Origin of the sequence: Pseudomonas sp. WPR_5_2 (genome assembly GCF_003634475.1) — a bacterium.
Taxonomy (GTDB): Bacteria; Pseudomonadota; Gammaproteobacteria; order Pseudomonadales; family Pseudomonadaceae; genus Aquipseudomonas; species Aquipseudomonas izuensis.
In genome coordinates this window covers 108,096-129,729 of the sequence record NZ_RBLA01000010.1, presented here as the reverse complement: position 1 = coordinate 129,729, position 21,634 = coordinate 108,096, and the positions used below count along the sequence as shown (strand labels likewise).

Sequence of the window (21,634 nt, the reverse complement as noted above, 5' to 3'; positions counted from 1 at the left end):
TGACGAATTGCTTTTCGTAGGAGCCGGCTTGCTGGCGATGGCGTATTCAAAGACGCCATCGCCAGCAAGCCGGCTCCTACGGGTGTACTCCCGTCTATTTCAAACATTCATGCTCTGAAAATGCGCCAGCATCCGCTGGGCATCCGGCACCACGCCGCTGAATAGTTCGAACGCCTTCACCGCCTGGAACACCGCCATGTTGCCACCATCCAGCGTCCGGCAACCCAGGGCACGGGCATTGCGCAGCAGTTCGGTTTCCAGTGGGAAATAAACAATCTCCGCCACCCACAGTTGTGCTCGAAGCAACTCTACGGGCACCGGCATGCCCGGCAGTTTTTTCATGCCCATAGGTGTCGTATTCACCAGGCCGTCAGCCTCAATCAGGGTGCCAGCGAGGTCATGGCCGGCCACTGCACGGCCCTCGCCGAAATGCTGATTGAGGTTGTCCGCCAGACTCTGGGCGCGGCTCGTATCCACATCGAAAATGCTCAGCTGCTGTACGCCTTCGCTCAGTAGCGCGTGGGCTACCGCTGCGCCAGCGCCACCGGCACCCATCTGGACGACACGTTCAACGGCAACGCCCTTCAGCCCCCTGCGAAAACCCTCGGCAAACCCCAGGCAATCGGTGTTGTGGCCGATGCGTTTGCCGTCCTTCAGTACCACGGTATTGACCGCGCCAATGCCGCGGGCTTCCGGTGACAATTCGTCGAGCAACGGGATGATCGCCTGCTTGCACGGGAAGGTGATGTTCAGTCCGGTGAAGTTCATGCGCTCGGCAGCCATCAACAGGTCGGGCAGGGCGTTGCAGTCGAGTTGCAGTTGATCGAGGTCGATCAGGCGATAGAGGTAACGCAACCCCTGGGCATCGCCTTCGTGCTCGTGCAGCGTCGGCGTGCGCGAAGCCTGGATGCCGGCACCGATCAGTCCTGCCAATACAGTCTGGTTCTGTTTCACGATGCTCATCCTTTCAGACGTTGGCTGAAATGCTCCAGCGCCAGGCGATAGCCGTGGCTGCCGAACCCGGCCATTACGGCAGTGGCAATGGCTGATACGAAGGAGTGATGGCGGAAAGGTTCGCGGGCGTGGACGTTGGACAGGTGGACTTCGATCACTGGCAGTTCACTGGCGATCAGGGCATCGCGGATCGCCACCGAGGTGTGTGTCCAGGCGGCGGGGTTGATCACGATCCCGGCGCATCGGCCGCGTGCGTTGTGAATCCAGTCGAGCAGTTCGCCTTCGTGGTTGGTCTGGCGAAACTCCACCGCCAGGCCAAACTCTTCGGCGGCACGGCCGCACAAGGCTGAAATGTCTGCCAGGGTTTCATGGCCGTAAGTCGCCGGTTCACGGGTGCCGAGCAGGTTCAGATTCGGGCCGTTGAGCACCAGAATGATGGGGGACATCGACGTTTCTCCACTTATTGTTTTTGGCATTGGCCAAGGGTTCGGCCTGTGGAGATAAATTGTACTAGATGGTTAATTTGGTCAATTGAAGCGGAAGCTCCCCAGCGGTTTGTGTGCGGTGATCGGACGGTTTCGCTTTCAGCGTGGTAAATGCTCCACCAGAAAATCGATAAAGGCCCGCAATCGAAGGGGCATGTGACGGCTTTGCGGATAGAGCAACGTAAACGGTCGCGAGCGCCCGCCATAGGGTTTGAGCACTTCCACCAATGTGCCATCGGCCAGTTCTTTTTCGACGATAAAGCGATACGTCTGAAACAGACCGGCACCGTGTTTTGCCAGCGTCACGCCACCCAGCACATCGTCGGAACAGCTGAAGTTGCCCTCGGCCAGAATTTCGCGCTGTACGCCGTTATCATTGAACAGCCACGCGATGCGCCGACCGCTGCTGGGCAGTTCGTACTGAATGCATTCGTGCTGTTGCAGATCGTCAAGGGTTTGCGGGGTGCCGGCACGCTTGAGGTATTCAGGGCTGGCAATCATCACCAGTGCGGCGTCTTCCAGTTGCCGGGCGATCAGGCCAGAGTCAGGAATCGCGCGCACGCGGATTGCCATGTCATAGCCTTCACCGACGAAATCGATGTTGCGATTACTGATGTGCGACTCGACCTTCACCGCCGGAAAGCGCGCACGAAATTCAGGGAGCAACGGCAGGATTCGATGGTGTGCGTAGGTGGTCGGAATACTGATGCGCAACGTCCCGGACGGCACTTGCTGTTGGCCCATGACTTCGCGCTGGGCCTCCACCAGTTGTGCCAATGCCTGGCGACATTCTTCGTAATAACGCCGGCCACTGTCGGTCAGGTTGACGCTGCGGGTGGTGCGCGCAAACAGCCGCACCCCCAGACGCTCCTCCATGCGTGACACCGAGCGGCTCACTGCGGCCGGCGTGACGCCCGCCACCAGCGCGGCCGCGGTGAAGCTGCCGGCCTCGGCGGCCAGGCAAAACAGCTCGATGCTGCCCAGTTGAAGATCGTCGAATTGTCGCTGCATGATTGATTACACCGGGGATCAAATTAAGTGCGTAAACCAGTATTTATCAGATGCCTGCACACAGATACAGTGAGCTTCAATTGGTAAGCCTTTCTGAATCAACCGAGCAGGAGAAGCAGCATGCCTTTCGTCAGTGTACGTATTACCCGTGACGGCGTTACCCGTGAGCAGAAAGCCCAGGTCATCGCCGAAATCACCGAGACCTTGCAGCGTGTCCTCGGCAAGCCTCCGGAGCTGACCCATATCGTGATCGAGGAAATCGACACAGATAACTGGGGGTATAAGGGCATTACCACCACTGAATATCGTAAAAATCAGCCGGGGTGATTTCGCTGAAAACAAAAAAGCCGTCGTGATGACGGCTTTTTTGTGGGTGATGTCTGCAATCACCGCCGGGTCAACAACACCCCGGATTCCATGTGATGCGTCCACGGGAACTGGTCGAACATCGCGCATCGGGTGATGCGGTGGGTGTCGTGCAGTTGGGCGATGTTGGCCGCCAGGGTTTCCGGGTTGCAGGAGATATAGAGAATGTTGTCGAAACGTCGGGTCAGTTCGCAGGTGTCCGGGTCCATGCCGGCGCGGGGCGGGTCGACGAAGACGCTACCGAACTCGTAGCTTTTCAGGTCAATGCCGTGCAGGCGACGGAACGGACGAACTTCGTTCAACGCTTCGGTCAGTTCTTCGGCGGACAGGCGCACCAGGGTGACGTTATCCACAGCGTTTTCGCTGAGGTTGCTCAGCGCAGCATTGACCGAGGTCTTGCTGATCTCGGTGGCCAGCACCTTGCGCACGCGGGTGGCCAGCGGCAGGGTGAAGTTGCCATTGCCGCAGTACAGTTCCAGCAAGTCGTCGGTACGATCACCGAGTGCGTCGAATGCCCAGTTGAGCATCTTCTGGTTCACTGTACCGTTGGGCTGGGTAAACGCGCCTTCGGGTTGGCGATAGCTGAAGGTGCGACCGCCCACTTCCAGTTGCTCGACCACGTAATCGCGGCCAATGACTTCGCGTTTGCCCTTTGAACGGCCGATGATGCTGACGTTGAGGTCGGCTGCCAGTTTCGTGGCCGCCGCGTGCCAGTGCTCGTCCAGCGGGCGGTGATAGCACAAGGTGATCATCGCATCGCCGGCCAGGGTGGTCAGGAACTCCACCTGGAACAGCTTGTGGCTCAGGGCCGAACTGGCCTGCCATGCCGCTTTGAGCTGCGGCATCAACTGATTGATGCGCAGGCTGGCGATCGGGAACTCTTCGATCAGGATTGGCGTACGTTTGTCTTCCTGGGAAAACATCGCGTAATGGCGCTCGCCTGCTTCGCGCCACAGGCGGAATTCGGCGCGCAGGCGGAAATTCTGTAGCGGCGAGTCGAAGACGACCGGCTCCGGCGCATCGAAGGGGGCCAGCAGATCACGCAAACGCGTGACCTTGTCTTCGAGCTGTAGGGCGTAGGCCTGGGAATCAAAAGTCATGCGTTGAACCAACCCAGCTTGATCACGAACAGAATCGACAGAATCACCAGCGCCGGGTTCAGCTCACGGCCGCGACCGGACATTAGCTTGATGGCGGTCCAGGAAATGAAACCGAAGGCAATGCCATTGGCGATGGAGTAAGTGAATGGCATTGCCAGCGCGGTGATCACCACGGGCGCGGCAACAGTGATGTCGTCCCAGTCTATTTCGGCCAGCCCGGATGTCATCAGCACGGCGACGAACAGCAGGGCCGGTGCGGTGGCGAAGGCTGGAACGCTGGCGGCCAGTGGCGAGAAGAACAGTGCCAGCAGGAACAGAATCGCCACGACTATGGCAGTCAGGCCGGTACGGCCACCGGCACTCACGCCAGCAGCGGATTCGATATAGCTGGTGGTGGTCGAGGTGCCCAGCAGGGAACCGGCCATCGCAGCGGTGCTGTCGGCGATCAGGGCGCGGCCCATTTTCGGCATGTGGCCGTCCTTGCCCATCAGGCCGGCGCGCTTGGCAACGCCGATCAGGGTGCCGGAGTTGTCGAACAGGTCGACGAACAGGAAGGCGAAAATCACGCTGACCAGACCGATGTCCAGCGCGCCTTTGATGTCCAGTTGCAGGAAGGTCGGCGCCAGCGAAGGTGGCATCGACATCACGCCGCCGAACGGCGTGAAGCCCATGACGATGGAAACGATGGTCACCACCAGAATGCCGATCAGCACCGCGCCACGCACGGCGAGGGCTTCGAGGGCAACGATCAGGGCGAAACCGAGGGTTGCGAGGATCGGAGCCGGTTGCTTCAGGTCGCCCAGGCCGACCATGGTTGCCGGGTTGCTGACCACGATGCCTGCGTTGTGCAGGGCAATCAGCGCCAGGAACAGGCCGATACCGGCGGCGATTGCCGAACGCAGCGGTAGAGGGATGCTGTTGATGATCCACTCACGAATGCGGAAGATCGACAGCAGGAAGAAGCACACGGCCGAAATGAACACTGCACCCAGCGCCACTTGCCAGGTGTGGCCCATGTGCAGCACCACGGTGTAGGTGAAGAAGGCGTTCAGGCCCATGCCCGGTGCGAGGGCGATCGGGTAGTTGGCGATCAGGCCCATCACCGTGGAGCCGATGGCCGCTGCCAGACAGGTGGCGACGAACACGGCGCCCTTGTCCATGCCGGTTTCGCCGAGGATGCTCGGGTTGACGAACAGAATGTAGGCCATGGCCAAAAAGGTCGTGACGCCCGCCAGAATCTCGGTGCGTACGTTGGTGTTGTGTGCCTTGAGTTGAAACAGCCTTTCCAGCATGTCTGCTCCCCGTGGCGCGCCGGGCGCCGTGAATGTATCGACCTCAACAGCAAAGCACAGACCGCTGCAGGCGCCTGGGAATTTACTGTGGGTCGGAAAAAGCCGCGCATCATACCAGCCGCGTGGGTTTATGGCTGCTTATGGCAGTGAACGTCGTCGATGTTTTGCGTTTAACCTGAGTCAGCCATACTGCGCGCTGGTTTTTTTGGGGGGTTGCATGAAAAAGTGTCTATTGATCTTGATTGCCATGGTCCTGGGGGCACAAACCGCCTCGGCGGCCTCGGCACCGCCGCTGACCCAACTGAAAGTGCTCAAGGTCGAGTCGCCGGGCTGTGGTTTCGAAACCATTGAAGAAGGGCAGACACAGACCCGCTGCAATCACAGTGGCGCGAACATCAGGGTTTTCGTGCTGGAAGTGGGCTACGGTGGCAGCCAGCCCCATGTCGCGCTGGATGGTTTCGAGGTGAACGGAAGCCGCACGCCGGTCTGCGCCTACGATAACGGCAACCTCACCGATTGCGTCGCGGGTCGAAAAACGGTCGGCAACCTGTACGTTTTCGATCTGGCCGGCAAGCAGGAAGGCACGTTCACCTTCAGCAACACGTCGATCAATGCACCGGGCAACACGATGTCGACACAGCTTTACATCAAGTAGCGCTGTATCAAGAAATAGTGAGCCTCGAACAAGGGTAAGGAAAGCTGACTACGCTTTAAGGATCATTCCATGGATTGCGTTCATGACCTTTAGAGCCCTGATTACCCTCGCCGAGGGCATCGATGACCTGCAAGCCGTGACCCTGGTCGATGTACTGCGCCGCGCCAAAGTCGAAGTGGTGGTGGCGAGCATCGAAGGACGGCGCATGCTCACCTGCGCCCGCGGAACCCGCCTCACCACCGATGCGATGCTGGTGGACTTGCTGGCCCAGCCCTTCGACCTGATCGTCCTGCCTGGCGGTGCCGTGGGGGCGCAACACCTGGCGGCCCATCAACCCCTGCAACAACTGATCAAGGACCAGGCCGCGGCCGGTCGCCTGTTCGCGGGCATCGCCGAGGCTCCGGCGCTGGCGCTGCAAAGCTACGGCGTGCTGCGTCAGCGGCGCATGACGTGCCTGCCTTCGGCCAGTCATCAGCTGTCGGGCTGTAACTTCGTCGATCAACCCGTGGTGGTCGATGGCAACTGCATCACTGCCCAGGGTTCGGGTGCCGCGCTGGCATTTGCCCTGACCCTGGTGGAACAGTTGTGCGGCCAAGCCACGCGGACGGCGGTGGCGGCAGAGTTGGTCGTTTAAGACACGTTATGCGTGGGCAGCGATGAGGGTGATGACCGGTTGCTCGCGTCGCTCCGCTTGCCATAGATCGTAGTCGGTCTGGACCCCCAACCATACGCGAGCCTTGCCAATTCCCGCACGCTCAAGACGAACCGCCAGGTCCGGACTGATGGGGGCATGCCCGTGCAATACGCGTGACAGATGAGGGCGCGCAAACCCGAGATGCCGGGCTAATTCAGCGATGCTGATGCCCAGATCAGGTAATACATCCATCAACAGTGTTTCGCCGGGATGCGGCGGGTTGTGCATGGGCATGTCCTGCCTCCTGTCAGTGGTAGTCCAGATAGTCGACCAGTTCTATATCCGAGCCGATAAAGCGAAAAATCACCCGCCAGTTTCCCGAAACACTCAGTGACCAATAGTTGTTCAAATCACCTCTGAGCGGATGCAGGCGCCATCCCGGAAGGTCGAGGTCGCCAGGTACCGATGCGCGATCCATGAACTGCAGCATTCGAGACAGACGCTTTGCGTGGTCTGCCCGTATCCCGCGAGTCGAACCGGTTTCAAGAAGCCCCGAAGGCCTTTGTGCTGAAAGGATTTGATCATGTCGCTGAGTGTAAGGCGATACATTACACTCTAGGCGGTATCTATGTATCGCACTTGATCGGCAAATCTGTGATGGGCAAGTGCTTCAGACCTTCGCCTCTTCTTGCACCGGCACATGCATTCGATCGCGCCGGGCCAGGGTCGGGAACAGTTTGATCCAGGTGCCGGTCACCACCAGCGTCCCGATGCCGCCCATGACCACTGCCGGCACGGTGCCGAACCAGTGGGCCGTCAGCCCGGATTCGAATTCACCCAGCTGGTTCGAGGCGCCGATGAACAGACCATTGACCGCGCTGACACGGCCGCGCATTTCGTCCGGGGTTTCCAGTTGCACGAAAGAGGCACGGATCACCATGCTGATCATGTCGGCCGCGCCCAATACCACCAGCACGGCCAGCGAGAACCAGAACGAGGTCGACAGACCGAAGGCGATGGTCGCCACGCCGAATACGCCCACCGCGGTGAACATCACCCGTCCGACATTGCGTTCCACGGCAAACCTCGCCAGGAACAACGACATCAACAGCGCCCCCACCGCCGGCGCCGAGCGCAGCAAGCCAAGTCCCCACGGGCCGGTGAGCAGAATGTCCTTGGCGAAGACGGGCAGCAGCGCCGTCGCGCCACCGAGCAGGACCGCGAACAGGTCCAGGGAGATCGCACCGAGAATGTCCGGCCTGCTGCGAATGAAGCGAATCCCGGCCAACAGCGAATCCAGCGTGGCCTTGCCCTTGTTCAAAGGTGTCTGGCGAGCCGGCAGATTGAGCATCAGGGTGCAGGCAATGAGGTAGAGGATCACCGTCGGACCATAGACCCACACGCTGCCGAAAGCGTAGAGCAGACCGCCCAGGGCCGGGGCGACGATGGTCGCTGATTGCTGGGCCGATTGCGCGGCGGCCACGGCACGAGGGAACAGGGCGCTGGGCACAATGCTCGGCAGCAAGGCCTGGGTGGTCGGCATTTCGAAGGAGCGGGCGGCGCCCAGCAGGAAAGCGAGGATGAAGATCATTTCCCGGGTGACATGGTCGGTCGCGCTGCCGATGGCCAGCGACAGGGCGATCAGCGCTTGCAAGGACTGGCAGATCGCCGCGACCTTGCGCCGGTCGTAGCGGTCCGCGACGTGCCCGGTGTGCAGCATGAACAGGACACGTGGGGCGAACTCCACCAACCCTACCAGGCCCAGGTCGAGCACATTGCCGGTCAGTTGGTAGAGGTTCCAGCCGATGGCCACGGTGAGCATCTGAAAGCCACTGGCGGTAAAAATCCGGGCCAGCCAGAACGCGAGGAAAGGACGGTGGTGACGTAACAGCAAAGGCTCTTGGCTGGGCATTTGAGGCGAGTCTGGGGGAGAGGAAGGGTGAGGTTATCACCAACCTGTAACAGGAAGTTGCGGTGCCGGAAAATTTCGTTAGCCAGACATCGATTGCCGCAACGAGACAAATCCTGTGGAAGCGAGCCTGCTCGCGAAGGCGGAGTGTCAGTCGACATCAGCGATGGACGTGCCGACCTCTTCGCGAGCAGGCTCGCTCCCACAGGGAGATGTGTTTCTGCCTGTTACCCCAACCATGAGGCAACTTGTCACGCGGCAAAAGACCACGCGGTTCATCCCCGGAAATGGGACTACTCTTTCAACGTTACTTGATCCAGATCAATCCCCTCAAAGGATCTGATCCGGCGGCCGCAAGGCCAGATTCCCTGCGTAGCGATGCGTGTAAAAAAAGAACAAATAGAGATTCGCCACACTTCATACCCGTGGGGGCCGTGGGTGCAGGCTTCCGGCCAGCAGCCGTATTACCTGACAGAGGAAGACTTATGTTCGGTTTAGAGGCACTTGATCTCGCCCGAATTCAGTTCGCGTTCACCATCTCGTTCCACATCCTGTTCCCTGCCATCACCATTGGCCTGGCGAGTTACCTGGCGGTACTCGAAGGTTTGTGGCTGAAAACACACAACGACACCTACCGCGACCTCTACCATTTCTGGTCGAAGATCTTTGCCGTCAACTTCGGCATGGGCGTGGTCTCGGGGTTGGTCATGGCCTATCAGTTCGGTACCAACTGGAGTCGCTTCTCGGACTTCGCCGGGTCCGTGACCGGGCCATTGCTGACGTACGAAGTCCTCACGGCTTTCTTCCTTGAAGCCGGTTTCCTCGGTGTGATGCTGTTCGGCTGGAACAAGGTCGGGCGCGGCTTGCACTTTTTCGCCACCGTCATGGTCGCCATCGGCACATTGATCTCGACCTTCTGGATTCTCGCCTCCAACAGCTGGATGCAGACGCCGCAGGGCTTTGAGATCGTCAATGGCCAGGTCATTCCAACCGACTGGCTGGCGGTGATCTTCAACCCGTCGTTCCCCTATCGCCTGATGCACATGGCCACCGCGGCGTTCGTCGCGACCGCCTTCTTCGTCGGCGCCTCGGCGGCCTGGCATTTGCTGCGCGGCAAGGACAACCCGGCGATCCGCAAGATGCTGTCGATGGCGATGTGGATGGCGCTGATCGTCGCGCCGATTCAGGCGGTCATCGGTGACTTCCACGGCCTCAACACGCTCGAACATCAGCCGGCGAAAATCGCCGCGATCGAGGGCCATTGGGAAAACAAGGGTAACGAGGCGACCCCGCTGATCCTGTTCGGCTGGCCGGACATGAAAGAAGAGCGGACCAAATTTGCCGTCGAGATACCGTACCTGGGCAGTCTGATCCTGACTCACTCCCTGGATAAACAGGTGCCGGCGCTCAAGGAATTTCCGCCGCAAGACCGACCTAATTCGACCATCGTGTTCTGGTCGTTCCGGGTCATGGTCGGCCTGGGCTTCCTGATGATCTTCACCGGTCTGTGGAGCCTCTGGCTGCGCAAACGCAACACGCTCTATACCTCGCGGCCGTTCCTGCACCTGGCATTGTGGATGGGGCCGTCCGGCCTGATCGCGATTCTTGCCGGCTGGTTCACCACTGAAATCGGCCGCCAGCCGTGGGTGGTCTACGGTCTGATGCGCACGGCGGATGCGTCCTCCCACCATAGTTTCATGCAGATGAGCATCACCCTGATCCTCTTTGTCGTGGTGTATTTCGCGCTGTTCGGTGCCGGTCTGGGCTACATGATGCGCCTGGTACGCAAAGGGCCGAAGATCGACGAAGGCAAGGAAACCAACGACGGAGGTCCCGGCCAGAAGCGCACACCGGCGCGTCCGCTGTCCGCTGCCGACGATGAGCACCACACCCTGACCAAGGAGATTTGAACATGGGTATTGATCTTCCGCTGATCTGGGCCGTGATCATCATCTTCGGCATCATGATGTACGTGGTCATGGACGGCTTTGACCTCGGCATCGGCATTCTCTTCCCGTTCATACCGGGCAAGAGTGACCGCGACGTAATGATGAACACCGTTGCGCCAGTCTGGGACGGCAACGAAACCTGGCTGGTACTGGGGGGGGCGGCGTTGTTCGGTGCTTTCCCGCTGGCCTACTCGGTGGTGCTCTCGGCGTTGTACCTGCCGCTGATTTTCATGCTGATCGGGCTGATTTTTCGCGGCGTGGCGTTCGAGTTCCGCTTCAAGGCGCGGGACGATAAACGCCATCTCTGGGACAAGGCATTCATTGGCGGCTCGCTAGCTGCAACGTTCTTCCAGGGGGTGGCGCTGGGCGCTTTCATTGATGGCCTGCCGGTCGTCGATCGTCAGTTCGCCGGTGGTTCCCTGGATTGGTTGACGCCCTTCACGATGTTCTGCGGCGCCGCTTTGGTAGTGGCCTATGCGCTGCTTGGCTGCACCTGGTTGATCATGAAGACCGAAGGCAAATTGCAGGAACAGATGCATGACCTGGCGCGGCCATTGGCGTTCGTGTTGCTGGCGGTGATCGGTATCGTCAGCATCTGGACGCCGCTGGCTCACGTCGAAATTGCCGCGCGCTGGTTCACGTTGCCCAACCTGTTCTGGTTCCTGCCGGTGCCGATTCTGGTGCTGGTGACCCTGTACGGTCTGATCCGTGCGGTGGCCCGCAATGCGCACTACACGCCATTCCTGCTGACGCTGGTGCTGATCTTCCTCGGCTACAGCGGTTTGGGGATCAGCCTGTGGCCGAATATCGTGCCGCCGTCGATCTCGATCTGGGATGCCGCCGCACCACCGCAGAGCCAGGGCTTCATGTTGGTGGGCACGCTGTTCATCATCCCGTTCATCCTGGGCTACACCTTCTGGAGCTACTACGTGTTCCGCGGCAAAGTCACCCACGAAGACGGTTACCACTAGAGCGCGCCTCAAACCTGTAGGAGCAAAGCTTGCTCGCGATGGCGTCTTCACAGGCGCCTTCTTCCTCGGAGTATTTAGCAATGACCGGCAAACATTCCCTGCACGACATTGAAGAAGCCGAAAAAAAGCCGCTGTGGCAGCGGCTTGGCTGGCTGGCCCTGATCTGGGTTGGCAGCGTCGGTGCGTTGTTCGTCGTGGCCAGCTTGATGCGCATGTTCATGAACGCCGCAGGCCTGACCACTCACTGAAAAACGACATCCCGTCCCGTCGCCTTCAGGCGCGGATTGATGACCCTCCGGCTGGAGGGTTTTTTTTGCGAACCCGTTACTTGCGAGCCTTGAGAATGACGAACTTCGGCGTAGCTGCCACTTGCTCGACACCGCGGAATAAACGCGCCAGTTTGCTGTGGTAACCCAGGTGACGATTGCCGACGATGTACAGCGCACCCCCCACCACCAGGGCCTCCCGGGCTTGCTGGAACATCCGCCAGGCGAGGAAATCGCCGACAACCTGTTGCTGGTGAAACGGTGGATTGCACAACACCACGTCCAGCGATTGAGGATCCTGCCCGGCCAGGCCATCACCGGCACGCACGATGACATCGCGGTCACCCAGTGCCGCGCGCCAGTTTTCGGCGGCCGACTGCACCGCCATGAACGACTCGTCCACCAGCGTGTAGTGGGCGTCGGGGTTTTGCAGGGCGCTGGCGATGGCCAGCACGCCATTACCGCATCCGAGGTCGGCAACCCGTGCCGCGCCAAGGTTTTTCGGCAAATGCGGCAAAAACGCCCGCGTGCCGATATCCAGGCCTTCGCGACAGAAGACGTTGGCGTGGTTGAGCAGTTCGATGGCCGGGGTATCGAGGCGATAACGGGTCGGGTAGGGCGACGTGGCCGGTGCCTTGGCTTCAACCGTGGCAATCAGCAACCGGGCTTTCTTCACCGCCAATGACGCCTGCACCGGGCCGATGTAGCGCTCCAGCAGATCACCCGCGGCGCGTGGCAAATGCTTGATCATCGCTCCCGCAACCACTTGAGCGCCGGGAGCCAACTGACCTTGCAGCCGGATCAATTGCTCTTCCAGTAACGCCAGGGTCTTCGGCACCCGTACCAGCACCTGGTCAAACGGCCCTGTCGGTATTTCGCTGGCGGGTATGGCCGGCACCGCATCAAACGCCTGGCCATTGCGGGTCAGGTTCTTTTCCAGGCCCTGGAAGGCCAGGAACGAGTCGCCACTACTGATCACCTTGACCTTGCCGGCCAGACTGGCGGCCAATGCGCCGAAACTGTCGTTCAGCACCAGTACTCGTGTGTCGACCGAGGGCTTCTGTTCGGCCAGGTGATTGAGCAGGTACTCGTCTGCCGCATCAAAGGCTTGCAGCGGCTCGTTCTGCTGTTCGGGCTGGCGGATCAGGTCAAGGCTGGCGAAAGGTGTTTCGAGCAAAGGCATGGGGCGGGGCTCTGGGTAATCAACGGGTATCCCGTGCCCAGGGGCGTCCTGGCGGGCGGGGCCGTCCGAGTGGACTGCGTCGTGGACAACCCACACGTCATCACTCAGGAGGGACCGCGAATGGTACGTTTTTTTGTGTCGGATTACTCGCAGGTTTTTCGGCTCAGCGCATCGCGTTGCTATTGAGATAGCCGGCCTTCACGGCGGCGATGACGGCAGAAACCTTGTTATTGACCCCGAGTTTGCGGATGGCTTCCTGTACATGGAAATTGATCGTGCGGGCACTGAGGTTGAGAATCCGGGCGCTTTCATAAGCGGTCTTGCCGGCTGCCGCCAGCTTCAGTACGTCGATTTCCCGTGGCGATAAATGTGGTGTAGACGATTTGGCCGGTTCCTTGGGCAGTGTTTGCAGGACCAGTTTATGCAAGTGACGGCCAATGAACACGGAGAACCCCAGATTTTCATAGAGCTCCCACGGACTGATCGGGCAATGGCTTCTGGCCAGGCTCAGAATGCTGCAGAAGCCGCTATTGTCGTCGTGAACGGCTTGTGACCAACCATACTGTATTCCTTGCTGCTCAAGTGTCGTCCAAATCCACGGAACTTCACAGAAAAGCTCTTCACTCCAAAGAATGGGTAGCATAGATTGATTGCAATGAGCCACTACCGGGTCGAGGGAGCCGTACTTCCTTTTTTCGTATTCGGTGTTCCAGTATTGTGGGTAATTGTTGAACCGCACCGTATGGAAGTGCTCAGTTTTTGTTGGGCAAGTCGTTGAAAAAGCGAAAAATTTAAACCCGATATTTTTCACGAAGTTCAATGATATTCGGTAAGCGGTCTCCAGTTCGGTAGCAGAGGATATTTGTTTAAGTTGAGACTCCTTCCATTTTTCCATCATGAGGCTCCACAGTCGTGATAGCTTGAGGGTGCAGATTGGATCCAGACGGTCAGTGAGAAAGGGAGTGTAGGATGTTTCCGATACATAGGTTGAGAATTTTTTAATTCATTAACGTCTTTCATGAAAGTTTATGGTTCTAACCGTGATACATCGCTATGCAGTTAAATTGAATGACAGTGTTAATCTTATTTTGAACTGAACAGTTAACGCTTGTAGCAAGTTAGTGAGAATCGGACTGTTTGCCAAAGACACTACAAAGCGTCGGTGTTTATCGGGTTCGCTTTGCGAGACACTGCGGTTATCTGTTGAATGGAGCCCGCCATGACTGCCAGCGAAGAGAAATTTACCCGCCAGACTTTGCTCGACGTCCAGCCATTGACCCCGAACCTGTTCACCCTGCGCGCCACCAGGGATCCGGGCTTTCGTTTTCGTGCGGGACAATTTGCCCGGTTGGGCGTGACAAAAGCCGATGGCAGTACCGTATGGCGTGCTTATTCCATGGTGTCGTCGCCCTTTGACGAGTTTCTCGAGTTCTTTTCCATTGTCGTGCCGGGAGGCGAGTTCACCAGTGAACTGAGTCGGCTAGGCGTGGGCGATACACTGCTGGTTGACCGCCAGGCCTTCGGTTACCTGACGCTCGATCGTTTTGCCGAGGGGCGTGATCTGTGGTTGTTATCCACCGGTACTGGCCTGGCGCCGTTTCTGTCGATTCTCCAGGACTTCGAGGTGTGGGAGAAGTTCGAGCGAATCATCCTGGTCTACAGCGTGCGCGAATCCCGGGAGTTGGCCTATCAGAGGCTCATAGCGGAGCTCGGGCAGCGTGAATACCTTGCGGAATTCGCGCACAAGTTGCAGCTCATCAACACGGTCACTCGCGAGCAACATCCCGGTGCGCTGAATGGCCGGATCACCACGCTGATCGAAAATGGTGAGCTGGAGCGGGCTGCCGGGGTGGCGATGACACCCGAGCACTCGCGAGTCATGCTGTGCGGTAACCCGCAGATGATCGATGACACACGCAAATTGCTCAAACAGCGTGACATGCACTTGAGCCTGAGCCGGCGACCCGGTCAGGTGGCGGTGGAAAACTTCTGGTAAGAAAACGGCGCCCTCAAGGCGCCGTTTTTTTCGCTCAAACGCTCAAGGTCGATTGTTCTGGGCTTTGAGCAGGTCACGGATCTCACCCAGCAGCTCTTCTTCCTTGGTCGGTACTGGTGGCAGGGTAGGGGCGACAGCCTCTTCGCGCTTCAGGCGGTTGATGGCCTTGACGCCCATGAAGATTGCAAAGGCGACGATGATGAAGTCGATCATGCTCTGAATGAACTTGCCGTAGGCCAGCACCACCGCCGGGGCGTCACCGCTGGCGGCCTTGAGCGTAATGGCCAGGTCACTGAAGTCTACCCCGCCGATCAGCAAACCGATGGGAGGCATGACCACGTCACCCACAAACGACGAAACAATCTTGCCGAAGGCTGCGCCGATGATGATGCCGACGGCCATGTCGACCACATTGCCTTTGACCGCGAAGGCCTTGAACTCATTTAGCACGCCCATAGGTTATTTCCTTGTTACGGATGAGGTTGGTGAAGGCAGTGTAAATCAGACAATCACATCTTGCTCGATTCACCGGCCTCAAAGCTGCCTGCTATCGGCCGACGCGCCGGGGAAAGTTCGCAAAAAGTCATCAGTACAGGGTGAATGGAGTCGGGGCTCGCACAATCATTTCATGATCATGCCCGTTCTTTTTTCAGCCCATTGTTTTGTATAGGAGGTCGGAGGGAGTGGATAGGCCAAATATAAATTAATTTTCATTTGAGGTTTGCCTGAAGAAATAGAACTCGATATTCAGGATTGAGAGCAGGCCGGTGGGTTTTAAGTATGAGTAGTGTTTTGGGTTCATGTTTATATTCAGTTGTACTTAAGAACGGTAGCTGTCGCAGACGTGTACAAGTTATTGGGGCGGAGTTGGGTGGTCGATCCGTACAGTGGTACAAGTTTCGGAACTTGCCACTGGCGAACTGCATTAAGACATCCAAATAAGATATTACCGACGACTCGTCTGCAACACGTCGCGCCGACCCGTCTCACCTGAGCTATCATCGCGGTTTTTGCCGGGAGTTCAGATGGCCAAGGCCAAGCGCATGTACGGCTGCACCGAGTGCGGCTCAACCTTCCCGAAGTGGGCCGGTCAATGCGGCGAATGCGGCGCCTGGAACACGCTGACCGAAACCATGGTGGAAAGCGGCGGGGCGGCGGCTCCCGGCGGTCGTACCGGTTGGGCCGGCCAACAGGCGCAGATCAAGACTCTGGCTGAAGTCAGCGTCGAAGAGATACCGCGCTTTTCCACCGTATCCAGCGAACTGGATCGGGTATTGGGCGGGGGGCTCGTCGACGGTTCCGTGGTGTTGATCGGCGGTGACCCCGGCATCGGCAAATCGACCATTTTGTTGCAGACCTTGTGCAACCTGGCCAAGAGCATGCCGGCCCTCTACGTCACCGGTGAAGAATCCCAGCAACAAGTGGCCATGCGCGCCCGACGCCTGGGCTTGCCTCAGGACCAACTGCGGGTCATGACCGAAACCTGCATCGAAACCATCATCGCCACGGCCCGACAGGAAAAACCCAAGGTCATGGTGATCGATTCGATCCAGACGATTTTCACCGAGCAACTGCAATCGGCACCGGGTGGCGTTTCCCAGGTGCGCGAAAGCGCGGCCTTGCTGGTGCGCTATGCCAAGCAGAGTGGCACGGCGATTTTCCTTGTCGGCCACGTGACCAAGGAAGGCGCATTGGCCGGGCCGCGGGTGCTGGAGCACATGGTCGACACCGTGCTGTATTTCGAGGGCGAATCCGACGGACGTTTGCGTTTATTGCGGGCCGTGAAAAACCGTTTCGGCGCGGTCAACGAATTGGGTGTGTTCGGCATGACTGACAAGGGCCTGAAAGAAGTCTCCAACCCATCGGCGATTTTTCTGACCCGTGCTCAGGAAGAAGTCCCGGGCAGTGTGGTCATGGCAACGTGGGAGGGCACACGGCCGATGCTGGTGGAAGTCCAGGCATTGGTGGATGACAGCCATTTGGCCAACCCGCGTCGGGTGACGCTGGGGCTGGATCAGAATCGTCTGGCGATGTTGCTGGCGGTGCTGCATCGTCACGGCGGTATCCCCACCCACGATCAGGACGTGTTTCTCAACGTGGTCGGCGGCGTGAAGGTGCTGGAAACGGCGTCCGACCTGGCGTTGATGGCGGCGGTGATGTCCAGTTTGCGCAACCGGCCGCTGCCCCATGATTTGCTGGTGTTTGGTGAGGTGGGGTTGTCTGGCGAAGTGCGTCCGGTGCCAAGCGGCCAGGAGCGCCTGAAGGAAGCGGCCAAGCACGGTTTCAAGCGTGCCATCGTGCCTAAGGGCAATGCGCCGAAAGAGGCCCCGCCCGGGTTGCAGATCATTGCCGTCACCCGACTGGAGCAGGCGCTCGACGCATTGTTCGAATAAGCACAGCGCTTTGTAGGCGCTGGCTAGCCAGCGAAGGCGGTGTGTCATTCAACATTCATGTCGACTGACACGCCCCCTTCGCGAGCAGGCTCGCTCCCACAATGGACCGTGGTGGGGCCCGGATTGCATAAGCAAGACCAATCCCCTGTGGGAGCCTGCTCGCGACGAGGCCAGCACATCCAACACCTATGCCGACTGATCCACCGCCTTCGCGAGCAGGCTCGCTCCCACAATGGACAGTGGCGGGGCCCGGATTGCCTAAGCAAGACCAATCCCCTGTGGGAGCGAGCCTGCTCGCGAAGAGGCCAGCACATCCAACACCTATACCGACTGACCCACCGCCTTCGCGAGCAGGCTCACTCCCAAAATGGACAGTGGTGGGGCCCGGATTGCATGGGCAACGCAAACCCTCTGTGGGAGCGAGCCTGCTCGCGAAGAGGCCAGCACATTCAACATTCATGTCGACTGACACGCCCCCTTCGCGAGCAGGCTCGCTCCCACATTGGAATCATAGGGCCGTCAGACCTCGATCAAGGCACCCAACTCCCGCTCAAGCTCCCGCGGATCACCCAGATTGAATTCAATCAATCGCCGCAGGCGCTCAATGGACTCCAAACTGATGTGGCGGCAGACAAACCCGAGCTGGCCATGGTCTTCATGGGCCAGTTGCACATCCATTTCGATGTCGATGTCTTCGCTCAGATGAATGTCGACAAAAAAATCTTGCTTCGGATTACCCAGCCACAGTTCAGGCCGCTCGATCAGTAGCCCCTTGAGCGACAGATCGATCAGCTTCACCGGCCAGATGAACGCCCCCTGGCTCAGCTCGGTTTTGGCATCGAACGCAATACGTTTGAAGCGGCGGCGATCGGCAGGGTGTTCGCTCATGGCGCAATCCTCTAGATGTTCGCTGACTATAGACCCGCCTTGTTAGAACCTGCCAGCAGGACAGGGCTCTAGACCAATGTTGGGGTATGGCCTTTGTTGTCAGGAGAGCTAAACTCGGGGTGGTTGTCTTTCTGTCCACTCTGGCTGGAATAATAAAATGAAAAATAATAATGGCCCGCTACGTCACTTACCCTGGCTGGTGCTGGCAATCGTTGGGGCCTGTGCCCTCGGGGTAGTGGCATTGCGCCGAGGTGAGGCGATCAACGCCTTGTGGATTGTGGTCGCTGCCGTGGCTATCTATCTGGTCGCGTATCGCTACTACAGCCTGTTCATCGCTAACAATGTGATGCAACTCGACCCGCGACGGGCCACCCCCGCCGTGCTCAACAACGATGGTCTGGACTACGTTCCAACCAACAAACACATTCTCTTCGGTCACCACTTCGCGGCCATCGCCGGTGCGGGGCCGCTGGTCGGTCCGGTCCTGGCAGCGCAGATGGGCTACCTGCCCGGTACGCTGTGGCTGATCGCCGGCGTGGTGCTGGCCGGTGCCGTGCAGGACTTCATGGTCCTGTTCATGTCCACCCGCCGCAACGGCCGCTCGCTCGGCGACATGGTCCGTGAAGAAATGGGCCGCATCCCCGGCACTATTGCGCTGTTCGGCTGCTTCCTGATCATGATCATCATCCTCGCGGTATTGGCGCTGATCGTGGTCAAGGCCCTGGCCGAAAGCCCATGGGGGATTTTCACGGTGATGGCGACCATCCCGATCGCGATGTTCATGGGCATTTACATGCGCTACATCCGTCCGGGCCGCATCGGTGAAATCTCCGTGGTCGGCGTATTGCTGCTGCTGGGTTCGATCTGGCTGGGCGGGCAGATTGCCGCCGACCCGGTGTGGGCCAAGGCGTTCACCTTCAATGGCGTGCAGATTACCTGGATGCTGATCGGCTACGGTTTTGTCGCTGCCTCGTTACCGGTGTGGCTGATTCTGGCGCCCCGTGACTACCTGTCCACTTTCCTGAAAATCGGCACCATCGTCGCCTTGGCGATCGGCATCCTGATCACCATGCCCGAGCTGAAAATGCCGGCCCTGACCCAATTCGTCGACGGCACCGGCCCGGTGTGGAAGGGCGGCCTGTTCCCGTTCCTGTTCATCACCATTGCCTGTGGTGCAGTCTCCGGTTTCCATGCGCTGATTTCCTCCGGCACCACGCCGAAGCTGCTGGATAACGAGACCAATGCTCGTTACATCGGTTACGGCGGCATGCTGATGGAATCCTTCGTGGCCATCATGGCCATGGTCGCCGCGTCGGTGATCGAGCCCGGCGTGTATTTCGCCATGAACAGCCCGGCCGCCGTGGTCGGCGGCGATGTGGTGGCCGTGGCGACAGCCGTCAGCAACTGGGGCTTCGCGATTACACCGGAGGCGCTGCAAGCGGTGGCCCATGACATCGGGGAAACCACCGTCCTCGCCCGGGCCGGTGGTGCACCGACCCTGGCGGTCGGTATCGCGCAGATCCTGCACAGTGTGCTGCCGGGTGAAAACACCATGGCGTTCTGGTACCACTTCGCGATCCTGTTCGAAGCCCTGTTCATCCTGACGGCGGTGGACGCCGGTACCCGTGCCGGGCGTTTCATGCTGCAGGACTTGCTCGGCTCTTTTGTACCGGCGCTACAACGCACTGAATCCTGGACCGCCAACCTGATCGCCACCGCCGGTTGTGTAGCCATGTGGGGTTGGCTGCTGTATCAAGGCGTGATCGATCCGCTGGGTGGCATCAACACCCTGTGGCCGCTGTTCGGCATCTCCAACCAGATGCTGGCCGGTATCGCGCTGATGCTCGGCACGGTGGTGCTGATCAAAATGAAACGCCAACGCTATATCTGGGTGACCTTGCTGCCCGCGGTATGGCTGCTGATCTGTACCACCACCGCCGGCTTCATCAAGCTGTTCGACGCCAACCCGGCGATCGGCTTCCTGTCGCTGGCGAAAAAATACAGCGATGCCCTGGCCAATGGTCAGATCCTCGCCCCGGCCAAGGACATCACGCAGATGCAGCACGTGATCTTCAACGCCTACACCAACGCCACCCTGACCGCGCTGTTTCTGTTCGTGGTGTTCAGTATCCTGTTCTATGCACTCAAGGTCGGCATTGCCTCCTGGGGTAAAAAAGAACGCACGGATAAAGAATCACCCTTCCAGGCGCTGCCGGATGCGTGATCGAGGAATGCAGCATGTTCAATGACCTGAGTCGCCTCGGAAAATACCTCGGTCAGGCCGCGCGCCTGATGGTGGGCATGCCCGACTACGACAACTACGTCGAGCACATGCACAGCAAACACCCGGACAAACCGGTGATGAGCTATGAGGCGTTCTTCCGCGAGCGCCAGGAAGCCCGTTACGGTGGCAAGGGTGGGCCGAAGTGCTGTTGATCTGTTAGACAGATCATGATGTAAAGCGAAAACCTGTGGGAGCGAGCCTGCTCGCGAAGAGGTCGTATCAGTCAACATGAATGTTGAATGACACACCGCTTTCGCGAGCAGGCTCGCTCCCACAATTGTTTAGTGTTGCTTCCTAATTTTCTGCTAACAGGAGATCCGCTTTTGTCCTCTCCCATCCCTGTAACGATCCTCAGCGGCTTCCTCGGCGCCGGCAAAACCACGCTGTTGCGCCACCTGCTCAAAGCCGAGCACGGCCTGAAAATCGCCGTGATCGAAAACGAATTCAGTGACGCCGGTATCGACACCCAATTGCTGGGTGACGAGCCGGTGCAAGTGATGACGCTGTCCAATGGCTGCGTCTGCTGCACCATCCACACCGACCTGACAAAGGCTCTGTACCTGCTGCTCGAACGCCTGGACAGCGGAGAAATCGCCTTCGATCGCCTGGTGATCGAATGCACGGGTCTGGCTGACCCGGCACCCGTGGCGCAAACGTTCTTCATCGACGAAGAGCTGCGCGAGCGTTACATCCTCGACGGCATCATCACCCTGGTGGATGCGGCGCACGCCGACCAACACCTGACCCAAACCATCGCCCAGGCACAGATCGGTTTCGCCGACCGCCTACTGGTCAGCAAGCGCGATCTGGTGGACGAGCCGGCCTTCATCGCGTTGAGTGAGCGTCTGACTCGCATCAACCGCCGCGCGCCCATTCGTGTGGTTGACCACGGCAAGATCGATCTGGCCGAACTGCTCGACGTGCGTGGATTCAATCTCAATGCCGACCTTGGTGGAGGTGTGAGCTTGCGTCCAGTCAGCACCGCACCCTCCGTCGACCGCATTTCCAGCTTGGTGCTACGCACCGACAAACCGCTGGATATCGACAAACTCAGCGAATTCATGAACGAGCTGCTGGAAGACCATGGCAAGCAATTGCTGCGGTACAAGGGAGTGCTGAACATCCTGGGCGAACCACGCCGCATGGTGTTTCAGGGCGTGCTGAAGCTTTACGGATTCGACTGGGACACGGAGTGGGAGAACGATGAGGCACGAGAAAGCGTAATCGTGTTCATCGCCGATGATTTGCCGGAAGAGAAAATCCGTGAAGGCTTTTCACGTGTTGCGGCCGAGTAGCGT

At 59.0% G+C, this 21,634-nt stretch carries 22 protein-coding genes and 1 pseudogene; 11 read left to right on the top strand and 12 right to left on the bottom strand.

Annotation, left to right across the window (positions count from 1 at the left end; genetic code table 11):
- Positions 1–99: 99 nt before the first annotated feature.
- The 3 genes from BJ917_RS28865 to BJ917_RS28855 form a co-directional block, all read right to left on the bottom strand.
- Positions 100–963: a shikimate dehydrogenase gene (locus tag BJ917_RS28865; protein WP_372237775.1), complete on the bottom strand. Its 864-nt coding sequence runs from the start codon at positions 961–963 to the stop codon at positions 100–102.
- A complete protein-coding gene (gene aroQ / locus BJ917_RS28860) occupies positions 960–1,400 on the bottom strand; it encodes a type II 3-dehydroquinate dehydratase (protein WP_096515000.1) in 441 nt (146 codons plus the stop codon). Before aroQ ends, BJ917_RS28865 begins: the two co-directional genes overlap by 4 nt.
- A gap of 138 nt (positions 1,401–1,538) precedes the next feature.
- Positions 1,539–2,450, bottom strand: coding sequence for a LysR family transcriptional regulator (locus tag BJ917_RS28855; protein WP_096515002.1), 912 nt, complete (start codon positions 2,448–2,450; stop codon positions 1,539–1,541).
- 120 nt (positions 2,451–2,570) lie between these two features.
- On the opposite strand from BJ917_RS28855, the gene BJ917_RS28850 reads away from it, so the two are divergent.
- A complete protein-coding gene (locus tag BJ917_RS28850) occupies positions 2,571–2,777 on the top strand; it encodes a 4-oxalocrotonate tautomerase family protein (RefSeq protein WP_096515004.1) in 207 nt (68 codons plus the stop codon).
- Between the two features lie 59 nt (positions 2,778–2,836).
- Here the strand turns inward: BJ917_RS28850 and trmA are convergent, their stop codons facing one another.
- Both trmA and BJ917_RS28840 read right to left on the bottom strand, forming a co-directional pair.
- Complete coding sequence (gene trmA / locus BJ917_RS28845) at positions 2,837–3,916, bottom strand: tRNA (uridine(54)-C5)-methyltransferase TrmA (RefSeq protein WP_121105743.1); 1,080 nt, start codon at positions 3,914–3,916, stop codon at positions 2,837–2,839.
- On the bottom strand, positions 3,913–5,208 hold the full coding sequence (locus BJ917_RS28840; RefSeq protein ID WP_121105741.1) for an NCS2 family permease: 1,296 nt from the start codon (positions 5,206–5,208) through the stop codon (positions 3,913–3,915). The genes trmA and BJ917_RS28840 overlap by 4 nt, the downstream gene beginning before the upstream one ends.
- 217 nt (positions 5,209–5,425) lie before the next feature.
- Here BJ917_RS28840 and BJ917_RS28835 point away from each other — a divergent pair, with 217 nt between their 5' ends.
- Both BJ917_RS28835 and BJ917_RS28830 read left to right on the top strand, forming a co-directional pair.
- Positions 5,426–5,863 carry a DUF4879 domain-containing protein gene (locus tag BJ917_RS28835; RefSeq protein ID WP_096515010.1) on the top strand — a complete coding sequence of 146 codons (438 nt, stop codon included), beginning with the start codon at positions 5,426–5,428 and terminating at the stop codon, positions 5,861–5,863.
- Between the two features lie 82 nt (positions 5,864–5,945).
- A complete protein-coding gene (locus BJ917_RS28830; RefSeq protein WP_096515012.1) occupies positions 5,946–6,497 on the top strand; it encodes a DJ-1 family glyoxalase III in 552 nt (183 codons plus the stop codon).
- Positions 6,498–6,503: 6 nt separating this feature from the next.
- Here BJ917_RS28830 and BJ917_RS28825 read toward each other — a convergent pair whose 3' ends face one another.
- From BJ917_RS28825 to BJ917_RS28815, 3 genes and pseudogenes are all read right to left on the bottom strand, one after another.
- The gene (locus tag BJ917_RS28825; RefSeq protein WP_121105739.1) at positions 6,504–6,791 is read right to left on the bottom strand and encodes a HigA family addiction module antitoxin; all 288 of its coding nucleotides are present in this window, start codon (positions 6,789–6,791) and stop codon (positions 6,504–6,506) included.
- A gap of 13 nt (positions 6,792–6,804) precedes the next feature.
- Positions 6,805–7,082, bottom strand: a pseudogene (locus tag BJ917_RS28820) (type II toxin-antitoxin system RelE/ParE family toxin).
- A gap of 85 nt (positions 7,083–7,167) precedes the next feature.
- Positions 7,168–8,409, bottom strand: a complete 1,242-nt coding sequence (locus tag BJ917_RS28815; RefSeq protein WP_096515016.1) for an MFS transporter — start codon at positions 8,407–8,409, stop codon at positions 7,168–7,170.
- A gap of 482 nt (positions 8,410–8,891) precedes the next feature.
- On the opposite strand from BJ917_RS28815, the gene BJ917_RS28805 reads away from it, so the two are divergent.
- The 3 genes from BJ917_RS28805 to BJ917_RS28795 all read left to right on the top strand — a co-directional run bounded on the left by BJ917_RS28805 (position 8,892) and on the right by BJ917_RS28795 (position 11,574).
- Complete coding sequence (locus BJ917_RS28805; RefSeq protein ID WP_096515018.1) at positions 8,892–10,316, top strand: cytochrome ubiquinol oxidase subunit I; 1,425 nt, start codon at positions 8,892–8,894, stop codon at positions 10,314–10,316.
- Between the two features lie 2 nt (positions 10,317–10,318).
- A complete protein-coding gene (gene cydB / locus BJ917_RS28800) occupies positions 10,319–11,326 on the top strand; it encodes a cytochrome d ubiquinol oxidase subunit II (protein ID WP_121105737.1) in 1,008 nt (335 codons plus the stop codon).
- A gap of 80 nt (positions 11,327–11,406) precedes the next feature.
- Positions 11,407–11,574 carry a DUF2474 domain-containing protein gene (locus BJ917_RS28795; protein WP_096515022.1) on the top strand — a complete coding sequence of 56 codons (168 nt, stop codon included), beginning with the start codon at positions 11,407–11,409 and terminating at the stop codon, positions 11,572–11,574.
- A gap of 76 nt (positions 11,575–11,650) precedes the next feature.
- Here BJ917_RS28795 and BJ917_RS28790 read toward each other — a convergent pair whose 3' ends face one another.
- The gene (locus BJ917_RS28790; protein ID WP_121105735.1) at positions 11,651–12,775 is read right to left on the bottom strand and encodes a methyltransferase; all 1,125 of its coding nucleotides are present in this window, start codon (positions 12,773–12,775) and stop codon (positions 11,651–11,653) included.
- A gap of 163 nt (positions 12,776–12,938) precedes the next feature.
- Entirely contained in the window at positions 12,939–13,670 is a 732-nt protein-coding gene (locus tag BJ917_RS28785; protein WP_096515026.1) for an autoinducer binding domain-containing protein, read from the bottom strand.
- A gap of 324 nt (positions 13,671–13,994) precedes the next feature.
- Here BJ917_RS28785 and BJ917_RS28780 point away from each other — a divergent pair, with 324 nt between their 5' ends.
- Entirely contained in the window at positions 13,995–14,771 is a 777-nt protein-coding gene (locus tag BJ917_RS28780; RefSeq protein WP_096515028.1) for a ferredoxin--NADP reductase, read from the top strand.
- A 42-nt stretch (positions 14,772–14,813) separates the two neighbouring features.
- Here the strand turns inward: BJ917_RS28780 and mscL are convergent, their stop codons facing one another.
- Positions 14,814–15,227: a large-conductance mechanosensitive channel protein MscL gene (gene mscL / locus BJ917_RS28775; RefSeq protein ID WP_008028892.1), complete on the bottom strand. Its 414-nt coding sequence runs from the start codon at positions 15,225–15,227 to the stop codon at positions 14,814–14,816.
- 569 nt (positions 15,228–15,796) lie between these two features.
- Between mscL and radA the strand changes: the two genes are divergently transcribed.
- Positions 15,797–17,164 carry a DNA repair protein RadA gene (radA, locus tag BJ917_RS28770; protein WP_096515030.1) on the top strand — a complete coding sequence of 456 codons (1,368 nt, stop codon included), beginning with the start codon at positions 15,797–15,799 and terminating at the stop codon, positions 17,162–17,164.
- 519 nt (positions 17,165–17,683) lie between these two features.
- Here the strand turns inward: radA and BJ917_RS28765 are convergent.
- Complete coding sequence (locus BJ917_RS28765; RefSeq protein ID WP_121105733.1) at positions 17,684–18,052, bottom strand: PilZ domain-containing protein; 369 nt, start codon at positions 18,050–18,052, stop codon at positions 17,684–17,686.
- Positions 18,053–18,209: 157 nt separating this feature from the next.
- Between BJ917_RS28765 and BJ917_RS28760 the strand changes: the two genes are divergently transcribed.
- The 3 genes from BJ917_RS28760 (at position 18,210) to yjiA (ending at position 21,631) form a co-directional block, all read left to right on the top strand.
- Complete coding sequence (locus BJ917_RS28760) at positions 18,210–20,276, top strand: carbon starvation CstA family protein (protein ID WP_121105731.1); 2,067 nt, start codon at positions 18,210–18,212, stop codon at positions 20,274–20,276.
- A 14-nt stretch (positions 20,277–20,290) separates the two neighbouring features.
- Positions 20,291–20,488 carry a YbdD/YjiX family protein gene (locus tag BJ917_RS28755; protein WP_096515036.1) on the top strand — a complete coding sequence of 66 codons (198 nt, stop codon included), beginning with the start codon at positions 20,291–20,293 and terminating at the stop codon, positions 20,486–20,488.
- 171 nt (positions 20,489–20,659) lie between these two features.
- Positions 20,660–21,631: a GTPase gene (gene yjiA / locus BJ917_RS28745; protein ID WP_096515038.1), complete on the top strand. Its 972-nt coding sequence runs from the start codon at positions 20,660–20,662 to the stop codon at positions 21,629–21,631.
- Positions 21,632–21,634 lie beyond the last annotated feature (3 nt).

What these genes read in the sequence shown, in the direction of transcription:
- radA (WP_096515030.1), top strand. Translation starts at nt 15,797, where the DNA reads ATGGCCAAGGCCAAGCGCATGTACGGCTGCACCGAGTGCGGCTCAACC.
- BJ917_RS28755 (WP_096515036.1), top strand. Translation starts at nt 20,291, where the DNA reads ATGTTCAATGACCTGAGTCGCCTCGGAAAATACCTCGGTCAGGCCGCG.
- BJ917_RS28790 (WP_121105735.1), bottom strand. Translation starts at nt 12,775, where the DNA reads ATGCCTTTGCTCGAAACACCTTTCGCCAGCCTTGACCTGATCCGCCAG.
- BJ917_RS28840 (WP_121105741.1), bottom strand. Translation starts at nt 5,208, where the DNA reads ATGCTGGAAAGGCTGTTTCAACTCAAGGCACACAACACCAACGTACGC.
- cydB (WP_121105737.1), top strand. Translation starts at nt 10,319, where the DNA reads ATGGGTATTGATCTTCCGCTGATCTGGGCCGTGATCATCATCTTCGGC.
- BJ917_RS28815 (WP_096515016.1), bottom strand. Translation starts at nt 8,409, where the DNA reads ATGCCCAGCCAAGAGCCTTTGCTGTTACGTCACCACCGTCCTTTCCTC.
- BJ917_RS28850 (WP_096515004.1), top strand. Translation starts at nt 2,571, where the DNA reads ATGCCTTTCGTCAGTGTACGTATTACCCGTGACGGCGTTACCCGTGAG.
- BJ917_RS28780 (WP_096515028.1), top strand. Translation starts at nt 13,995, where the DNA reads ATGACTGCCAGCGAAGAGAAATTTACCCGCCAGACTTTGCTCGACGTC.
- BJ917_RS28865 (WP_372237775.1), bottom strand. Translation starts at nt 963, where the DNA reads ATGAGCATCGTGAAACAGAACCAGACTGTATTGGCAGGACTGATCGGT.
- BJ917_RS28830 (WP_096515012.1), top strand. Translation starts at nt 5,946, where the DNA reads ATGACCTTTAGAGCCCTGATTACCCTCGCCGAGGGCATCGATGACCTG.
- BJ917_RS28785 (WP_096515026.1), bottom strand. Translation starts at nt 13,670, where the DNA reads ATGGAAAAATGGAAGGAGTCTCAACTTAAACAAATATCCTCTGCTACC.
- aroQ (WP_096515000.1), bottom strand. Translation starts at nt 1,400, where the DNA reads ATGTCCCCCATCATTCTGGTGCTCAACGGCCCGAATCTGAACCTGCTC.
- BJ917_RS28805 (WP_096515018.1), top strand. Translation starts at nt 8,892, where the DNA reads ATGTTCGGTTTAGAGGCACTTGATCTCGCCCGAATTCAGTTCGCGTTC.
- BJ917_RS28760 (WP_121105731.1), top strand. Translation starts at nt 18,210, where the DNA reads ATGAAAAATAATAATGGCCCGCTACGTCACTTACCCTGGCTGGTGCTG.
- BJ917_RS28855 (WP_096515002.1), bottom strand. Translation starts at nt 2,450, where the DNA reads ATGCAGCGACAATTCGACGATCTTCAACTGGGCAGCATCGAGCTGTTT.
- BJ917_RS28835 (WP_096515010.1), top strand. Translation starts at nt 5,426, where the DNA reads ATGAAAAAGTGTCTATTGATCTTGATTGCCATGGTCCTGGGGGCACAA.
- BJ917_RS28765 (WP_121105733.1), bottom strand. Translation starts at nt 18,052, where the DNA reads ATGAGCGAACACCCTGCCGATCGCCGCCGCTTCAAACGTATTGCGTTC.
- BJ917_RS28795 (WP_096515022.1), top strand. Translation starts at nt 11,407, where the DNA reads ATGACCGGCAAACATTCCCTGCACGACATTGAAGAAGCCGAAAAAAAG.
- mscL (WP_008028892.1), bottom strand. Translation starts at nt 15,227, where the DNA reads ATGGGCGTGCTAAATGAGTTCAAGGCCTTCGCGGTCAAAGGCAATGTG.
- BJ917_RS28825 (WP_121105739.1), bottom strand. Translation starts at nt 6,791, where the DNA reads ATGCCCATGCACAACCCGCCGCATCCCGGCGAAACACTGTTGATGGAT.
- trmA (WP_121105743.1), bottom strand. Translation starts at nt 3,916, where the DNA reads ATGACTTTTGATTCCCAGGCCTACGCCCTACAGCTCGAAGACAAGGTC.